The sequence below is a fragment of the Alphaproteobacteria bacterium SS10 genome (genome assembly GCA_019192455.1).
Lineage (GTDB): Bacteria > Pseudomonadota > Alphaproteobacteria > TMED2 > TMED2 > TMED2.
Map to the genome: position 1 here is coordinate 101,509 of JAHCML010000005.1, position 16,713 is coordinate 118,221.

Here is a 16,713-nt window from a genome sequence, read left to right on the forward strand (position 1 = left end):
GTTCGGTTGCTTTAGTGGCGGTCAGCTAGCGCCGATTACTCATTGTCGCTTTGCTGATAGGTCCGCTCTGCTTCAGCGGCGGCCCAGGCTGCAACCACGGTCGCGGTCTGGATCTGACGCTCAACTGACTGCCAGCCCATGTAGTTGCGGATCGACTGAACCGCAGCCAGCTCACGAACCAGCTGTGGGCGGCTCGCCTTGGTCATCACGAACTCAACCCAGCCTGGATCCTGAAGCCGATACTCCGCCACCATCTTCATCAGTTGAAGGTGGGAGATGTGCTCAGCTTCGATGTTCAGGCCTAGATCTGCCGTGTGGCCACAGGCACCAATGCTGCCGGTATCGGCAGTTGGTGGCAGGCCACCACCACCGGAATAGGTCGCATCGGCAACCAATGGCGGCATGGTTTGGCCATTCATGGTCACGTGGGAACCATCTGGATTGATAGCATACCACTCAGTGGTCTGCTGACCATTCCAGGTACCGCAGACCCGGTTTGATGGCAGGTTCGCGACAACAGCATGCGGGTTAATGGTCGTGCCATCTGCCAGGATCACACCAAAATCAAGGTGTGCGCCGGTGCTCCAACCGGTGCTGCCCATGGTCGCGATCCGGTCACCTTGGCGAACCGTCTGGCCCTGGGAAACCTGGGCGCTGCCGAAGGCATTGTGCGCATAGCGTGTCATGGTGCCGTCGGGGTGACGGATCTCGATGAAGTTACCCCAGCCGCCGCCACACTCGCGGTCGCCTTGGGTACAGCTGTTCACCACTCGGTGCACCACACCGTCACCAGCCGCATGGATTGAGCCGGATGGGCTAACCAAGTCGACAGCTTTGTGTGGGCGTGGTGGCTGACGACCGCCGCGATAGCCGAAGCAATCGGTCTGGCGGGTGCCACCTGGCAGCGGGTTCACCAACGGCGTAGAGATACCACCGGATGGTGGCAGTGAGCCGCCACCGGTCGGGCCGGTGGAGGTGCGGGTTAGAACGCCGCCACCGCCGCTTGATGTGCCACCATCAGTGGTGGATGCCATCGGACCAAAGGAACAGGTGCCCTCAGCCACATTATTCGGCATGCCAGCCAGGGCCATAATCTCGTTGTAGCGGGTGGCCTGGTCAGCAGGACGGATCCAGTCTTGGGTCACGATCCGTGCCGCTTCAGACATGGAATTGGCGTTGGCCAAGTCGCGACGTAGCTGCTGTTTAGCCCCGGTGTTCACATTGAACAGCACATGGGTTAGCGCGCCGAGGTTATTCTGTAGCGCTTCTTCATAGCTGCCGGTGCAGGCATCTGGGTGCATGCCCGGCGGAACCAGGGCGCATTTCTCTACAACACCATTCAGCGCGGCACCTTCACCCCAACCGTCTGAGTCACTCGGGCCGCCACGACCAGGTGAATCACCAACCCAGCCGGAGAATTGGATGAGGCCGACGCCGGTCGGGACATAGGTCTCGCGACCGCTATTCCGCATCCATGACGGGCGTGAGCCAGGTGGGACATAAGCTTCGGAGGTGGAGCAAACCGTTGGGCCGCGAAGGTTCACCGGGCAGTTGCTTGTATAGGCAGTCTCAACCCAGGCGCGACCACTGCCGGTCTCTTTCATCACCGTGATTGCGGTTGCGGTGGCCACTTCGTGGTTCAGGCCAGCACCGATCATGTGTGAGTAGACTGCGTTGGCGAGGCTAGCCTCAGATGGGGTCATCGGGCGGCCAGTGCCGTGGGTCGTGCCAGCAGTAAACGCGCTGCAATCGGCCGGGCGAACCGGGAAGAAGCTGCCAGCACCGTAAGAGCCACAGGAGCCACCAGGCGGGGCGAGGCCAACACCACCCGTAATCCGCTGCAGCACCTCATCAGCCCAGGCCTTCAGAGAATCTTCAGGCAGTTCAGTGCGGAGCGCCACCAGGTAATCACACATGGCAAAGGAGAGCAGAGCACGGCCATCCGCAGACGCCCGGTTCAGCATATCCACCTGACCAGCAGGGGTCGCCATGGTTTCGCCAGTCAATGCGGCGGTTGGATGGCCCGCCAGGTTCCGGCAGCGGTCGAGCGCGGGCTCGATCATCGCTTCATCAAGCGTTTCAGCCTCAATCACCGAGGCATCAACATCGGCGTCAATTAGGCGCTCATCCTCGGGCAGGTCACAACGATCGAGGGCGGCATCGCGGCGGCTACAATACTTCTCAAGCCGGCGGTTGATCATGTAGGCGGCGTTTGGCGCGTTTCGGTTCTCCGTGCCCACCGTCATATTGGTTTGGTGCTCGTAATTCTCCTGCATGATGGCATCGCGAGCGAGATTAGTATTCAGCTCAGCGGCGCCAGCACCGGAAGCCGCACTGGTTTGGAAACCAATGGTTGCGGGGCGCAGGGAGTCCATCGTCTGTTGATAGGCGAGCTGTTCACGCTCTGTGTTGGCGTAAACTTGGGTTTGATAGCTCTTAACCTCTGGGAAGCCGCCGGAGTTACCGTCGACCTGGGCTTTGATCGCGCCAAAACCACTCCAGAGCACGAGGTAAAGCTCGGTGGTTAAACCAACGGTGAAGGCGGTGATGCTGGCGCCAGTTGCGGCGACAAAGGCCGCGCCCACGCCACATGGGCACCAGTGGCCAGCCTGCGGTCTTGAGGTAACCGCCGCCGCCAGGATAAGCGCGCAAATCGCAATAATACTGATAGATGCTACAGGCGAACGGGTAATGCCGCGGCGCCAGCGTTTGCCACCACCGGGCGCACGCCGACCAGAACCACGGCCGAACCAACCACCAAATCGTCTACGCGATCGCAACATAGTGCCGTCCCCCAAAGACCCGCTTCTGCTGCGGCTGACCGGATTAGACGTGTTACAAGATGATGGAACACCATCTGTTTGGACACATCAGACAAGGCCATCGTCATGGCCGAGCCCCGATCATCACCCCCTATAAGATATTAGAGTGTGCCGAACTTAGCGTTCTGAGGCTAGGAAAAACTGCGCTCTTTGTCCATTAGATCACCCTCATGTGATCGTGGAAAGCCGCAGAAAACCTAGATAGAGGGTATTTCTCTAACATTTTAAATGAATTGCCGGGGATGGGTTTTTCGACACCGCCAAGCAACCGATTGGGTTTTAAAAAACCCGCCGGCTGATGACCGGCGGGTCTTTAAAGCTGTTTGATCAGCGTTTGGCTTACGCGAAGTAGCCGTATTCAGCGATCCGATAGCTGTCGCCTTCACCGGTTGGGTTACCGGTGTGGCCGCGCAGCTTGGAGGAAGCACCGTCGAGCCAGCTGGTGAACACTGGCAGTGCGGAACCACCACGCTCCCAAAGGATGCGCTGGACCTCGTGGTACAGCTCAGCCCGCTTAGGACCGTCGACCGTGCCGCGTGCTTCAACGATCAGCTTATCCATATCTTTGAAGTCGAGAGCATTCTCGTTCCACTTCGCATCAGACATGTAAGCGATGGTCAGGATCGCATCCGGGGTCGGACGGGCGTTCCAGGTGACCATGTTGAACGGCGTGTTCAGCCAGACGGATGACCAGTAACCGTCAGTTGGGCGACGGTTGATGTTGATCGTCAGACCAGCTTCAGCCGCGCTTTCCTTCAGGTGCAGGGCCATGTCAGGCGCGGTTGAGTCAACCGCCAGTGAGGTGTTCAGCTCAACCGTGGCGTTCTCCATGCCCGCCTTCTTCAGGTGGAACTTGGCTTTATCCAGGTCGAACTCACGCTGTGGCAGGTCGTTGTTGTAGTACTGCTCAAACGGCGCGATTGGCACGTCATTCGCCAGAACGCCATAGCCCTTATGGATGTCATCCAGCATCGATTGACGCTTGATGAGGTTCCGGATGGCGAGGCGGAAGTCGAGATTGTTGGTCGGCTCCCGGTCGATCATCATTGGGAAACCAAGCACCCGCTTCGATGGGACAACCATCAGCTCGGTGGTTGGTGACCGCTCAATCAAACGGGAAGACTGGGCACCAACGCGGTTAACGTAGTGCACGTCACCGGTCAGCAGGGCGTTAACCCGGGCCTGGGTGTCTTCAATGCCGATGATCTCAACTTCATCGAAGTAAGGCTTGCCCTCGAGGAAGTAGTTCTCGTTACGGGCGCCGAGGAAACCAAGGCCTGGCTCAAAGCGGACGACCTTGAATGGGCCGGTACCGATTGGGTTGGCAAAGTCGGTGTGACCTGCTGGCACGATGGCTGCCTGTGGCTGACCCAACAGGGTTGGGAAGTCAGCATTTGGGCCATCGAGGGTGATGCGAACGACGTTCTTGCCGTCTGCCTTCATCTCGGTGATTGGCGCCAGATTGCTCTTCATCGCCGAGGCAGTATCTTCACCGCGGTGCAGGTTGATCGAGTAGATCACATCCTCTGCATCGAGGGTCTTACCGTTGTGGAACTCAACACCATCACGCAGGGTGAAGGTCCATTCCGAGGCGTCGTCATTGGCTTCCCAAGAGGTCGCCAAGTCAGGCTCTGCTGCACCATCCTGGCCGTAACGGACCAGCATGTTGTAGGCCAGATAGCTACGCATGTAGTCATTGGCGCTGGTGTGCAGCTCTGGGTTCATGGTGTCGTCGGCGCTGCTGGAGGTCCAGCCGATCCGGAACCGGCCACCACGACGTGGCGTGTCAGCTAGGGCAGGGACGGAAACACCGCTGGTTGCGGCAACCGTACCGGCAGCGGCAGCGGCCGTGAATTGGCGGCGATCCATGCCAAGTGCGGTAGGTAGGCTCTTCTTTTGATCTGTCATGTTTTTCATTTCTCCCATGAGATCAAGGCGTTGGCCGGCACCGGGAACGGCACCAACCGGTCAAAAAACAACAATTAGGTAGCTGTCACCATGACCCAATTAGGTCAGGCACCAGCCAGTTGAACTTGGCTTGCGGCGGCTTCAAGCTCACCACTGGCCAAGAGATCCTCCAGCCATCCGGTGCGCATTTCAGGCACGGATTTGAGGAGGAGATTCGTGTAGGGATGCGAGGGCGGTTGCAGCACCTCAGCGGTGGGGCCAATCTCGACGATCTCACCCATGTACATCACCGCAATTCGGTCAGCGAGCGCGGCGACAGTTGAGATGTCGTGGCTGATGAACACAAAGGTGATACCAAGTTTCCGCTGCAAGGACTGGATCATTTTGATGATCGCGGCACCAACCACCGTATCCAGTGATGAGGTTACCTCATCACAAAGAACCAAGGTTGGTTCAGCCGCCAGCGCACGAGCCAAATTGACCCGCTGCTTTTGACCGCCGGACAGCTCCCGGGGGAGGCGATTGGCCAGCTTTGGATCAAGCTCAACCATCTCCATTAACTCATCGACCCGTTGGCGCCGCTCAGCTGGGCCCAGTTTGAGGAAGAACTCAAGCGGCCGCTCAAGCGCATGGCGCACGGTCTTGCGTGGGTTAAACGCGATGTCGGGCATCTGGTGCACCATCTGGATGCGCTGGCGATAGATCAGATCGCGGTCGCGCACATCGGGCAACATCTCAATGCCTTCAAAGGAGACGCTGCCAGACTTCCGCTTGGTCAGCCCGGCAATGGCGCGGGCCATGGTGCTTTTGCCGGAGCCACTCTCACCGATAATGCCGACGATCTCGCCTTTCTCGATGTCGAGGTTGATGTTCTTCAGAACATCGAACGGCTTATTCGTCTCTTTATCACGGTACTGGACGAACATGTCCTTGATGCCCAGCAGTGGCGCATCCTTTTCCGGGACATGCTGTTCGTTGCTGGCACCGGCAGCCGTGCCGTCGGGCATGTTGCCATCAGCATCGGGCATGGGCCGGGCGGCCGCCATCAGCATCTTGGTGTATTCATGCTGTGGTGAGTTGATGATCTGCTCGGTGATGCCTTCCTCAACAATCTTGCCATGTCGAAGGACGACAATCCGGTCCGCAATCTGTGCCACCACGGATAGGTCATGGCTAACATAGATGGCCGAGGCACCCTGATTGGCGATGGCGTCCTTGAAGGAGCCAAGCACCTCAACCTGGGTGGTCACATCAATCGCCGTGGTCGGCTCATCGAAGATGATTAGGCTTGGGCCACAGGTCATGGCCATCACGGCCATCAGGCGCTGTAGCTGACCGCCACTCACCTGGTGTGGGAATTTGTTGGCGATGGTGTCCGGGTTCGGCAGCTGCATTTGGGTGATCAGCTCGATCATCCGTTCTTTCGCTTCCGACCTGCTCATCACACCGTGGATCTCGGCGGCCTCCAGGATCTGGCTGCCAATGGTGTGTGCGGGGTTGAAGGCGGCGGCGGCGGATTGCGCCACATAGGCGATATCCTTACCCCGCATCTGCCGCTTTTCCTTCATCGACATCTGCAGGATGTCGGTGCCGCGGAACATGATTTCGCCGCCGGTGATCTCACAGCCCGGGCGAACATAGCCGAGGGTGGCAAGGCCGATGGTCGACTTACCAGCGCCAGATTCACCGATCAGGGCAACAACCTCACCGGGCTGCACATCAATCGTAATGCCGTGCAGGATCGCCTTACTCCGGCCGCGGTTCGGCACGGTCCCAAGGCGTAAATCCTTGATAGAGAGGAGCGGCCCAGTTTTGGCCGACGTGTCGGTGTTAAGGTCAGCGGTATCAGAAGCCATTTACTTCACCAACTCGTCAGAGATGTTTTCGTTGCTGCGCGCGACGTTCCAATCAACCAGGAAGTTCACGGCCAGGGTCACCGTATAAATGGCGATGGCGGGCAGCAGCACGGTATGCGGCGCAAAGGTCAGGCCGAGGGTGTTCTCACGCACCATCACGCCCCAATCGGCAAAGGGTGGTTGCACCCCAAGGCCAAGGAAGCTAAGGCCGCTCAATAGCAGGATGGAATAGGTGAAGCGCAGGCCAAACTCGGTCGATAGTGGGACCAGAGAATTAGGCATGATCTCATTCCACAAGACCCACATCTTGCTCTCACCACGGGCAAGGGAAATCTCAACGAAATCCATCGCCATGATGTCCTGGGCCAGGGCCCGGGCAATCCGGTAAACCCGCGCGCCCTCAATCAGGCCTACGGTGATCACCAGGGCAATCAACACCAGGACACTGCCCGTAATGTCCACACTGAAGAGGCCAAAGTCTTGGCGCCAATCCGCGGTCGGGATGGCGGAAATAATGACCAGGGCCAGCATGATCGCCGGGAAGGACACGATAGCGTCGATGAAGCGACTAGTGATGTTCTCAACCTGGCCGCCAATAATGGCAACCATGATGCCGAGGCCACCGCCCACAACAAAGGCGATGATGGTGGCGGCAAGCGCCAAGCCAAGGGTCGTCCGGGTGCCATACATTAGGCGGGACAGGACATCCCGGCCCAGATAATCGAGACCGAATGCACCGATCTCACCGAATTCTGAGAAGGCCATTGAGCCATCGACAATCTCACTCTCACCGTAGGGGGCGAGGGCGGGGCCGAAGATGGCGATAAAGGTCCAGAAGGTCAGAATGGCGATGCCTAGCCAGCCGAGCAGCCCAAAGTTCGGGATGCGTTGCAGCAGCGGGCGCTTTGGCTCCACCGCCATGACGGGATCGATTTCGACCGCGCCGGTTTGGCTTGCCTCTTCGGGCGGTTGGGCATCTTCAGGCCGTGCGATTTTAGTCATGATGGTCGCTCCAGCCTATTTCGGGTGCCGCAGTCGTGGGTTGGCCACCATGGCCACCACATCCGCGAACAAGTTGAGACCGATGTAAACGGTACAGAAGAAGATGGCGCAGGCCTGTACAACCGGCATGTTCCGGGAGGCAACGCCATCCACCATGAACTTCGCCACGCCCGGATAGGCAAAGACGAATTCGACGATGATCACCCCGCTCAACAGATAGGCGAGGTTGATGCTGATCACATTGACGATCGGGCCCAGCGCGTTTGGCAGGGCGTGGTGCATGATGATCCGGCGTGGCGGTACACCTTTCAGCATCGCCATCTCAATCGATGGTTGGCTAAGGACGTTAATGACCGCGTTCCGGGTCATCCGCACCATCGGTGCAATCACGATCAGGGCCAGCGTTGCGGCCGGCAGCGCCAGGGCTCGCAACACCTCTACCGTACTCATATCCGGTGTGACGCTCGAGATGGCCGGTAACCATTGCAAGGTCACGGCAAAGCCAACCACCAACAAGGTGGCGAGCAGGAAGTCCGGGATTGAGATCAGGCAGAGCGCCAGGGTGTTGATGCCCCGGTCGATGATGGTGCCAGGCTTAATCGCGCAGATCAGGCCGAGCAATAGGGCGGTAGGCACGGCGATGATGGTGACGAGGCCACCGAGCATCAGGGTCGGCGGTAAGCGGAGTGCCAGCTGGTCAACCACCGGTGTGCGGGTTGAGTAGCTGATCCCGAAATCACCCTGCAGCATATTGGTGAGCCAGTAGAAGAACCGGTAGATCGCCGGTTGATCGAGGCCCAGCTCCCGCTCCAGGGCGGCGACTGTCTCTGGGGTGGCGGACTGGCCAAGCATTGCTTGTGCTGCACTGCCGGGAAGTGTTTCCGCCACTATAAACACGAATATTGCGACGGCGAGTAAGGTATAAAGGCTAAAAAGAAGCCGGCGTGTAATCAAACGAAGCAGCACGAAATAGGGCGCCTTCCACAAGTAAAGGAGAGTCGGTACCGAATGGCACCAACGGGACAAGTCACCGAAGATTTTCAGCGCGGTGGCCGGATTATAAAACCTGCCTATGGGTGGCGCAAACCAATTTACTATTTTTTCCTTACCCCCTGAGGGGCTTAGATATTTTGCGATTATTCACGCGCTATGCGTGTGGCCAGTTCAATTAATTGGAACACAGAAATTCTTGATTACTGGGTTTCTGTAAATTTGATTGTCGAAAAATCATGCAAAAGAAAAGGGGGCTGCTTTTCCGCGCCCCCTTTAGAATACTTGGCTTAATTTGCGGTTATTAGCACCGCGCTAATCACAATAACTAGACGATGCTGAAGACACTATCGAAATTGTCGAGCACGTCTTGGGCGCTAACACCTTCCAGGGTCACCGTGGTGCCATCGGCGAAACTGACGAGCGCGCCATCGGGGGTATCGGTGATGCCGCTGGCCTGCAGCGTCGCCGTATCACCCGCCACCGACGAGGTCACTTGGATCACATCTTCGCCGATAACAAAGCCATTGACCACGTCATTGCCTTCACCACCGCCGAGATAGACATAGGTGTCTTCACCTTTACCACCGACCAGCAGGTCGTCACCGGCACCGCCGGTGAGCGCGTCTTGGCCCTGACCACCGAACAGGGTGTCATCACCCGCGCCACCACTAAGGACATCGATGTCCTGGTTACCGTACAGGACGTCATCGCTGTCAGAGCCAACGACCAGATCGTCACCCTTATTACCAAAGCTGGCGTTGGAGCCGCCATCAATGACCGTATCGGCGCCCTGACCGCCATAGAGCGCCTCAACACCAACGCCGCCGCTGAGCTGATCATCACCCTGGTTGCCGTAAAGATTAGCGAGGGCGGCATCACCGTCGACCCGAGCAACAGCATTGGGGGAGCTCACTACTTGGTTGTTCACATAAACAGTGACATCGTTACCGCCGCCTGCGTAGGCATCCACGATCCCGGAGATTACGGCTTCGTTTGCGCCATCACCGCTAATATAGATCGCAGGTGTATTGCCTGTATTACTAAGCGTAACTCTAGTGCCGTCGACCTCGAATAGCACGAACTCAAGGCTCGCAGTGGTATTGGGAGTTGTGTAAAGCCCAAACTGCTCGCCCTCGCCTACAACAAGTAAATTTTCCGAATTTAGTTGCTACTCGCTGATGCCCAAGCCTTCTAGAATTTGGTCAACCAGCTGCGCTTCGCTGGGGCTCAAATTTAAACCGCCATCAACGGGGTCAAACAGACCACCTGGAATTGTCCCTGACATAGTTTAATCCACTCGCTTTAGTGCGTCACAACAGGCCCGATGTCTCACGCGCCATGCGCGCCCAACGACCCAGATTCATAAACGCCAAATTACATTAGGTGGGGCAGTTGGCGCCCCGTCACGCCCCCCGTGACTAAACCTCGCAAAGAGTTGTAGCGGGTTTGGCCAGGTCGGCGAAGCAAAAAGTTTCAAAATTGCGGATTGCTTGCAGAATGCAATGGCGGGGGCTTTCAGCCCGTTTCGGCGCTATCCCCGCCGGGGGTTTCAGCCGCTTTATCCGTATCGTTCAGCCGGTCGGCGAGGGCCGCGATCGGCATGGGTTTGGCAATATGGAACCCCTGCCCCCGGTCGCAGTGGCGGCGTTTTAGGGCGGTCAAGATCGCCTCACTCTCAATCCCCTCACCAACCACCTCCAGGCCCAAATTATGGGCCAGCTTGATTAGAGAGCGGACAATCGTGTCGGCCTCCGCGTCGTTCAGCATGCGCATCACAAAGCTGCGGTCGATCTTAAGGTCGCTAAACGGCAATTCATGCAGGGCGCTGAGCGAGGAATAGCCAGTACCGAAATCATCGATTGAGATGCGTAAGCCCGCGATACGCAGGCGGGTTAGCACATGGCGTATCCGTTCAATCCCCGCAAAGGCGACCGCCTCGGTCAGCTCAATCTTAATCTGCTCCGGCGTGCCGCCGGCATCGCTGATGGTCTCTAGCAACTGGTCGCTGAACCCGGGCACCAAAAGGCAGGAGGGGGAGACGTTGAGCGAGAGGGTCAGCAGCTTGGACGGTGCGCTATCAACCGGTTGGTTTTGAGGGGCGGGCGCTTCTGCCCCCCCGGTCTGGGTGATGGGTGGCAGATCACGAAGCGCGATAATCGCCTGCCGCAACAGGCTAAGGCTTAGATTGGGCATCAGGCCCAGCCGCTCAACACTGGGGATGAACTGGCCGGGGGAGACGAGGCCCCGCTCCGGATGCTGCCACCTTGCCAACAGCTCAATATCCGTGATGCCGCCGGATTGCAGGTCGGTGATCGGCTGAACAAAGGGGACGAACTCTTGAGCGGCGATGGAGTTTCGATACTGCTCTTGCGACACCGCCGGTGCCCGTTGGCGCAGGGGCTTTAGCGCCTCAAGGAAGCTCTTGGTCGAGAACGGCTTGTTCAGGCTGGCGATGATATTGGCACCGAGATCGACGCAGATCCGCTCACTGAACCGGAAGACGCGATCATCGCAGCCGCTGATCAGAATGACCGGCCCCTGGAAGCCATCGGCCACCAGCTGCTCCAGGCAATCGAGGCCGTTAGTGAAGCCAAGGTTTAGATCGAGGACCAGGATCGCTGGGCTCGGCTCATGCCGGTTGGCCTGCCATTGCGCCTCGTCATTAATCGTCGATGTTTCAAAACCGAGGGAGGATGCCGCCTTCACCAGTACACCGGCGAGGCCGATATCATCCTCAATGACGCACAGGCGTTGGCTCTGCGCGCCATCGACAACACCAGTGTTGTTGGCGTGTGGCAGCGGCGGCGGTTGGGTGGCCCGCCAAGCCTGTGCTGACGCGGCCCCCTCGAACTGCTGCTGTGATGGCGCATCGGTAAGATGGCGCAAATCGCCTTGTAACACCGTCACCCTCATTACCTATTGCGGCGGCTATTGCGGCCCAATTCTCAGTGTTTGGTGTCGGGTGCTGCCCGCAGAAAATGGCCAAGCCTGTCCACTGGATTTGGTTGTTGTTTCCCCATCTTGCTTATCGAGGCTTAAAACCCCCTTAAGCCCGCCATCGAAAACTGCAGGCAACGGTATGTTTGACAGCGTGCCAACTACGGCTACGCTGGCGCCCGTGTTATCACCGGATTGGCGCCTGTCAGGGGTGCCCGCCATCCAATTTCCTCACTGAATGCCATGGTCCGTTTCATGCTTGCCGCCCATCGTCCTGCCCAGTTGATTGCTGGCCTCTTGCTGGTCGTCACCCTTGCTTTTGCCGTTGCTGGTTTGGCCGGAAATGCACTCGCCCAAGACGCTGAGGCACCATCGGACACGGCCATCGATAGCCTGCTGACCGTCCTGCAGGACCCGGCGCAGCGTGATGAGTTGATCCAGCAGCTTGAAACCATCCGTGGTGAAGATGCGGGTGGGGCAACCCCGGCCGAGGCGGTGGAGAGCCCGGAAACACTGGCCGAGGAGGTCAATCAGGACGCCGCCATTGTCTCCTCCGACATTAGTGAAGGGTTGGATGCCCTCGGTGGCTCACTTGTTGATACGGCGGCCAAGGCGGTCGCCGCCATTGGCGATCAGCTGGCCAATTTCGCGGCCCTCTTCGCCAATCTGCCCAAGCTTCTGTCGTGGTTTGTCGATGTGTTGGCGGTTGGTGAGCAAGAGAAGTTCAATCGGCTGGTTACCTTCTTAAGTGTGCTCGGCACCGTGGCGGCAATTGGCCTGACCACCGGCTACCTGGCCAATCTGTTCACCAAGCGCCTCCGCGCCAAGGCGATGCCGCGCGTGGGTCGTGAGGCCCTGCGCCGTGGCCTTGCCTCGGTCTCTTTCCTGATTATGGACCTACTGGTGATCGCGGCGGCGGCAACGGCGGCGCGCATCACGCTGGAGGTTTTGGACCCTGCCCCACGGACCTTGCTGATCGTCTTCGTGCTCGTCATCGCAACGATTATGAGCCGGGCAGCCATCGCCGTGTTGAAGGCGGTCTTGGCACCGAAGGAGGAGACCTTAAGGGTCCTGCCGATTTCGGAGGAGACGGCGCGCTATCTCTATATTTGGGGCCGCCGGATCGCCATCGTCGCGATCTATGGGCATTTCATTGGTGGCCTGTTCGCCGTCAACGGCATGCCGGCCGAGGGATATGTCACCTGGAACAAGCTCGTCGGGTTACTGGTCGCCATCATGGTGATCCTGATCATCCTGCAGAACCAACAATCNGTTGAGGATTGGATCCGTGGCCTCGGCTATCGCAAGTCAGAAACCGATGGTGAGGATGAGAACCAGGATGTGCTCCCGGGTCTGGGCGATGGCGATGATCAACCGGCAGTCACCGCCAGCACTGAACCCGCCCCGGCGGCTGAGAAGGATAAGAAGCGCAATGCCCTGAGGGTGCTTCAGATCTGGGTGGCCGATCTTTGGCATATCTTTGCGATCTTCTATGTGGTGCTGGTGTTCGGCACCTGGTCGCTCGAACATACGGGACAGTTCAGGTTCCTCGCCTTTGCCAGTGCCCAGACCGTCATCCTGGTTGGCCTTGGCTTCCTTGTGACCCGGCTTAAAACCAGATTGCTTGAGCGGCTGTTCGCTATTCCGAAGGATTTATCCGACGGCCTGCCCAATCTTGAGGTGCGGGCCAACCGCTACCTGCCGGCACTGAAGGCAATCTTTGGCGGCATTATCTGGATTGGCGTTGTTCTTGGTGTGCTCAGCACCTGGGGCACCGACTTTGCTGCCTGGCTCTTATCCAGCGGCGGCCTCGGCCTGATCCGTAGCTTGGTTTCGTTGCTGATCATCAGCCTTATCGCGGTCGCGGTTTGGGAGCTGGTCAGCAGTGCCATTGAGCGCAAGCTACAGAAGCTGGAGGGCAAGGTTGGCCATCTTGAGCGGGCGGCCAGGCTGCGCACGCTGCTGCCGCTGATCCGTACCGTTTTCTCCGGCGTGTTGGCCGTGGTGGTTGGTCTGATCTTCTTATCTGAGATTGGGGTGAATATCGCACCGCTGCTCGCCGGTGCCGGTATCGTCGGTGTCGCCGTTGGTTTCGGCTCTCAAAAGCTGGTGCAGGATGTGATTACGGGTCTGTTTATCCTGATCGAGGATCAGGTCTCGGTCGGCGATTACATCGACACCGGCAGCCATGGCGGTACGGTTGAGAAGATCAATCTGCGCACCATTCGCCTGAGGGATTTAAGCGGGACGGTCCATATCGTGCCGTTCTCTGAGGTTGCCTCGGTGAAGAACTTCAGCCGCGAGTTTGGCTATGCCGTGATCGATATGGGCGTCGCCTACCGCGAGAATGTTGATGAGGTGATGGCGCTGATGGAGCGGATCGGTGAGGAGCTTCAGGCCGATCCTGATCACGGCCCCAACATCCTTGAGCCGATTGCCATCTTCGGGGTGAACGAGCTGGGCGACAGCGCGGTTGTCATTCGGGGCCGCCTGAAGACCGCACCAATGATGCAATGGTCGGTGAAGCGAGCCTATCTTCGCCTGGCGAAGCTGCGCTTTGATGAGCACAACATCGAAATCCCATTCCCGCATCAGACGATGTATTTCGGCGAGCTCAAGGACGGCACCGCACCGCCAGCCTATATCGTCAATTCGGAAGGGCCGCGTGAGGCCGATGGCGATGACACCGTCGTGCCGATCTCTGAAGAGGAGAAGGAGCGCGCCGTGGCGAAGGTCTCCAGCCGCCCAACCGATGATGACGCCACCGATCACCACTAAACTAGCCGCGCCAGCTTTGGCGGCGGTTGCCCTGTAGGCTTTCACATTAGCCTTCTATGATTGGATAAGCGGTTATCGCCGCTTACCCATTTCGTAGCTCATGGTGTTGTTCAAGGATGTTAGATCGGTTTGGTTTTGGTCGTGGTTTGTCCGATGACGATTTGCGCCTGCCACCTTCTAATGATTTTGAACCCGTGGCCCGCCACCTAACCGAGACGGTTAGCGCGCTTAAAGCCATCGCTGACAATCCCCCAGGTAAAGCCCCCTCCGGCCTGATGGGCCCATTCTATCGCATGATTAGGCGTGGTGGCCTGAAGCGCATCAATGCGGCGATTGAGGCTGCTGGCGAGCTTCAGGATGATTTGGCGACCGTCGTTGCCGGCGGCGAAGAGGCCGACCCCTGCCTTCGTGAGGATGTGCGCCGCCGGTTGGAGGATGCCCGTCCAACGCTGCGTAAGGGGCTGGATAGCCTCATCAGCTATCACGCGGTTCTGCTCGACGATAGCGGGATGGCCGATAGCCTCCGCACCTTATCCAGGCGTTTGATGGTCTCCATCAACTCAGTGACGGAGGAGCGCTTCAACTTTGGCGCGGTGCTGGACTGGGTTGAGGACGGCAAGAAGCCGGATGTGAAGCTTTTGCCGCCACCCTCTGCCGATGATTGCCGTAAGGCCAAGGGTGAGCCGCCACGCAAGATGGCAACCCCTTAAGGGCCTCAAACCCCTACAGCTTCAATGAAATTCGATTACTCGGCGACTTGCGCCAGCTGGATGCCGAAGCCACGGCTGGTGGCCACGTCCTGGGCTTCCCGGCGCACGGCCTCAGCCATGGCATCGAAGCGCTGCCGCTCCATGCCTGCAAGGGCCTTACCAACCGGTAGCTCGATCGACAGCGGGTTCACCTGGCTGCCATTGACCAAGACCTCATAATGGAGGTGCGGGCCGGTGGAACGACCGGTGGACCCGACATAGCCAATGATCTGACCCTGACGCACGCGGGTGCCTGGCTTGATGCCTTTAGCGATCCGATGCATGTGGGCATAGGCCGTGGCCATGGAACCGCCATGACGCACCCGGACATACTTGCCATAGGCGCCGAACCGGCCGGAACGCTCAACCACACCATCACCGGCGGCATAGATTGGGGTGCCACGTGGCGCAGCGAAGTCAACGCCGCGGTGCATCTTGGAATAGCCAAGAATTGGGTGGCGGCGCATTCCATAGCGGGAGGAGATGCGTGCGCCCTCAACCGGGGTCCGCAGCAGTGCCTTACGCACGCTATTGCCGTCGCTATTGTAGTATTCGAGGGTGCCGTCAGCGAACTGATGGCGGAACACCTCTAGGCGGCGCTCGCCAATGATCAGGGCTGCATAACGAAGGTTGCCAGCGCCGGTGACGCGGCCGTCTTCGTACATCTTCTGCTCATACTGAACGATGAAGCGATCACCAGGCTGCAGATCGCGCTGGAAGTCGACATCGTAAGAGAAGGCGCGGATCACTTCGGCCAAGACACCGGATGGGACACCGGCATTGCGACCGGAGGACATCATATTGCCCTCGATCTTCGCCATGGCCCAGCTAGAGACCATTTCGAACTGGCGCTCATGCAGCTCTGCTTGGAAGCCACCATCATCGCCGCGGGAAACTTCGACCCGCTGGTCCAGATCGGGATTGATGCGCAGGCCAACAAAGGTTGGCTTGATGCCCTGTGGGCCCATCTCAGGCTCAAACAGTACTGAGAAGGTCTGACCAACACGCAGGCGACGTGGATTATAATGCTCACGCAGGGCGTCGATTGCCTCATGCGCTTCCTGGCGCGGCACCGCCTCACCAACCAGAAGCTTCATCAGCGTATCGCCGCTGCCAACTTTAACCGCGCGCTCAATCAGCCGGTCGCCTGGCTCATTATCCGCGAGGTTCTTGGCCAGTGCAGCGACTGTCTCAGCCGCCGTTGGCTTCGCGTTTGGCACCACCATGTCCGGGCTGAGGATGTCAGGCACCTGATCATCAAGTAGGCCGAGCGGCTGTGCATTCAGGCTAGGCAGCACTTCAGTGAGCGCCTCAGCCATAGCACTTAGCGTGGATGGTCCATCGGTAAGGAAGTCAGCGCCAAAGCTCACATCGACCGGTTGACCGCTATGGAGGGCGGCAACCTCAAAGGGGCCCTCACCAATCTCAGTCACATCCACATCGGGGCGGGAGATCATGGCCAGTGGTTCATCGTGCTCTGGCAGATCCCAGACAACACTCTCGCGCGCCTCTGCTGGTGCTTGTGCGCCTGGTGGTAGGCCGTTGGCGCCAATCGCGGCGAAGCCAACAGCACAACAGCACAAGCTCACAGTGGGCAGGGGGCGAAACTTCATAGAAACCAACCAATCGGGTCGCAGCGGCTCTTAAATGCGGGGGGATTGCTCAAAG

At 58.7% G+C, this 16,713-nt stretch carries 10 protein-coding genes; 2 read left to right on the forward strand and 8 right to left on the reverse strand.

All coding sequences use genetic code 11. The features are described 5' to 3' along the window. Positions 1-35: 35 nt before the first annotated feature. From KI792_09425 to KI792_09455, 7 genes are all read right to left on the reverse strand, one after another. Positions 36-2,585, reverse strand: coding sequence for a M23 family metallopeptidase (locus tag KI792_09425; GenBank protein ID MBV6633237.1), 2,550 nt, complete (start codon positions 2,583-2,585; stop codon positions 36-38). A gap of 576 nt (positions 2,586-3,161) precedes the next feature. Continuing rightward, on the reverse strand, positions 3,162-4,730 hold the full coding sequence (locus tag KI792_09430) for an ABC transporter substrate-binding protein (GenBank protein ID MBV6633238.1): 1,569 nt from the start codon (positions 4,728-4,730) through the stop codon (positions 3,162-3,164). Positions 4,731-4,834: 104 nt separating this feature from the next. Further along, the gene (locus KI792_09435; GenBank protein MBV6633239.1) at positions 4,835-6,586 is read right to left on the reverse strand and encodes an ABC transporter ATP-binding protein; all 1,752 of its coding nucleotides are present in this window, start codon (positions 6,584-6,586) and stop codon (positions 4,835-4,837) included. Further along, positions 6,587-7,588, reverse strand: a complete 1,002-nt coding sequence (locus KI792_09440; GenBank protein ID MBV6633240.1) for an ABC transporter permease — start codon at positions 7,586-7,588, stop codon at positions 6,587-6,589. It abuts the gene before it with no gap. A 15-nt stretch (positions 7,589-7,603) separates the two neighbouring features. Then, positions 7,604-8,554, reverse strand: a complete 951-nt coding sequence (locus KI792_09445; GenBank protein ID MBV6633241.1) for an ABC transporter permease — start codon at positions 8,552-8,554, stop codon at positions 7,604-7,606. Positions 8,555-8,906: 352 nt separating this feature from the next. Then, on the reverse strand, positions 8,907-9,659 hold the full coding sequence (locus KI792_09450; protein ID MBV6633242.1) for a calcium-binding protein: 753 nt from the start codon (positions 9,657-9,659) through the stop codon (positions 8,907-8,909). A 437-nt stretch (positions 9,660-10,096) separates the two neighbouring features. Continuing rightward, positions 10,097-11,488 carry an EAL domain-containing response regulator gene (locus tag KI792_09455; GenBank protein MBV6633243.1) on the reverse strand — a complete coding sequence of 464 codons (1,392 nt, stop codon included), beginning with the start codon at positions 11,486-11,488 and terminating at the stop codon, positions 10,097-10,099. 273 nt (positions 11,489-11,761) lie between these two features. Here KI792_09455 and KI792_09460 point away from each other — a divergent pair, with 273 nt between their 5' ends. Next, positions 11,762-14,296 carry a mechanosensitive ion channel gene (locus tag KI792_09460; protein MBV6633244.1) on the forward strand — a complete coding sequence of 845 codons (2,535 nt, stop codon included), beginning with the start codon at positions 11,762-11,764 and terminating at the stop codon, positions 14,294-14,296. Positions 14,297-14,412: 116 nt separating this feature from the next. Further along, a complete protein-coding gene (locus KI792_09465; GenBank protein MBV6633245.1) occupies positions 14,413-15,006 on the forward strand; it encodes a hypothetical protein in 594 nt (197 codons plus the stop codon). A 35-nt stretch (positions 15,007-15,041) separates the two neighbouring features. Here KI792_09465 and KI792_09470 read toward each other — a convergent pair whose 3' ends face one another. After that, a complete protein-coding gene (locus KI792_09470) occupies positions 15,042-16,658 on the reverse strand; it encodes a peptidoglycan DD-metalloendopeptidase family protein (GenBank protein ID MBV6633246.1) in 1,617 nt (538 codons plus the stop codon). Positions 16,659-16,713: the final 55 nt, after the last annotated feature.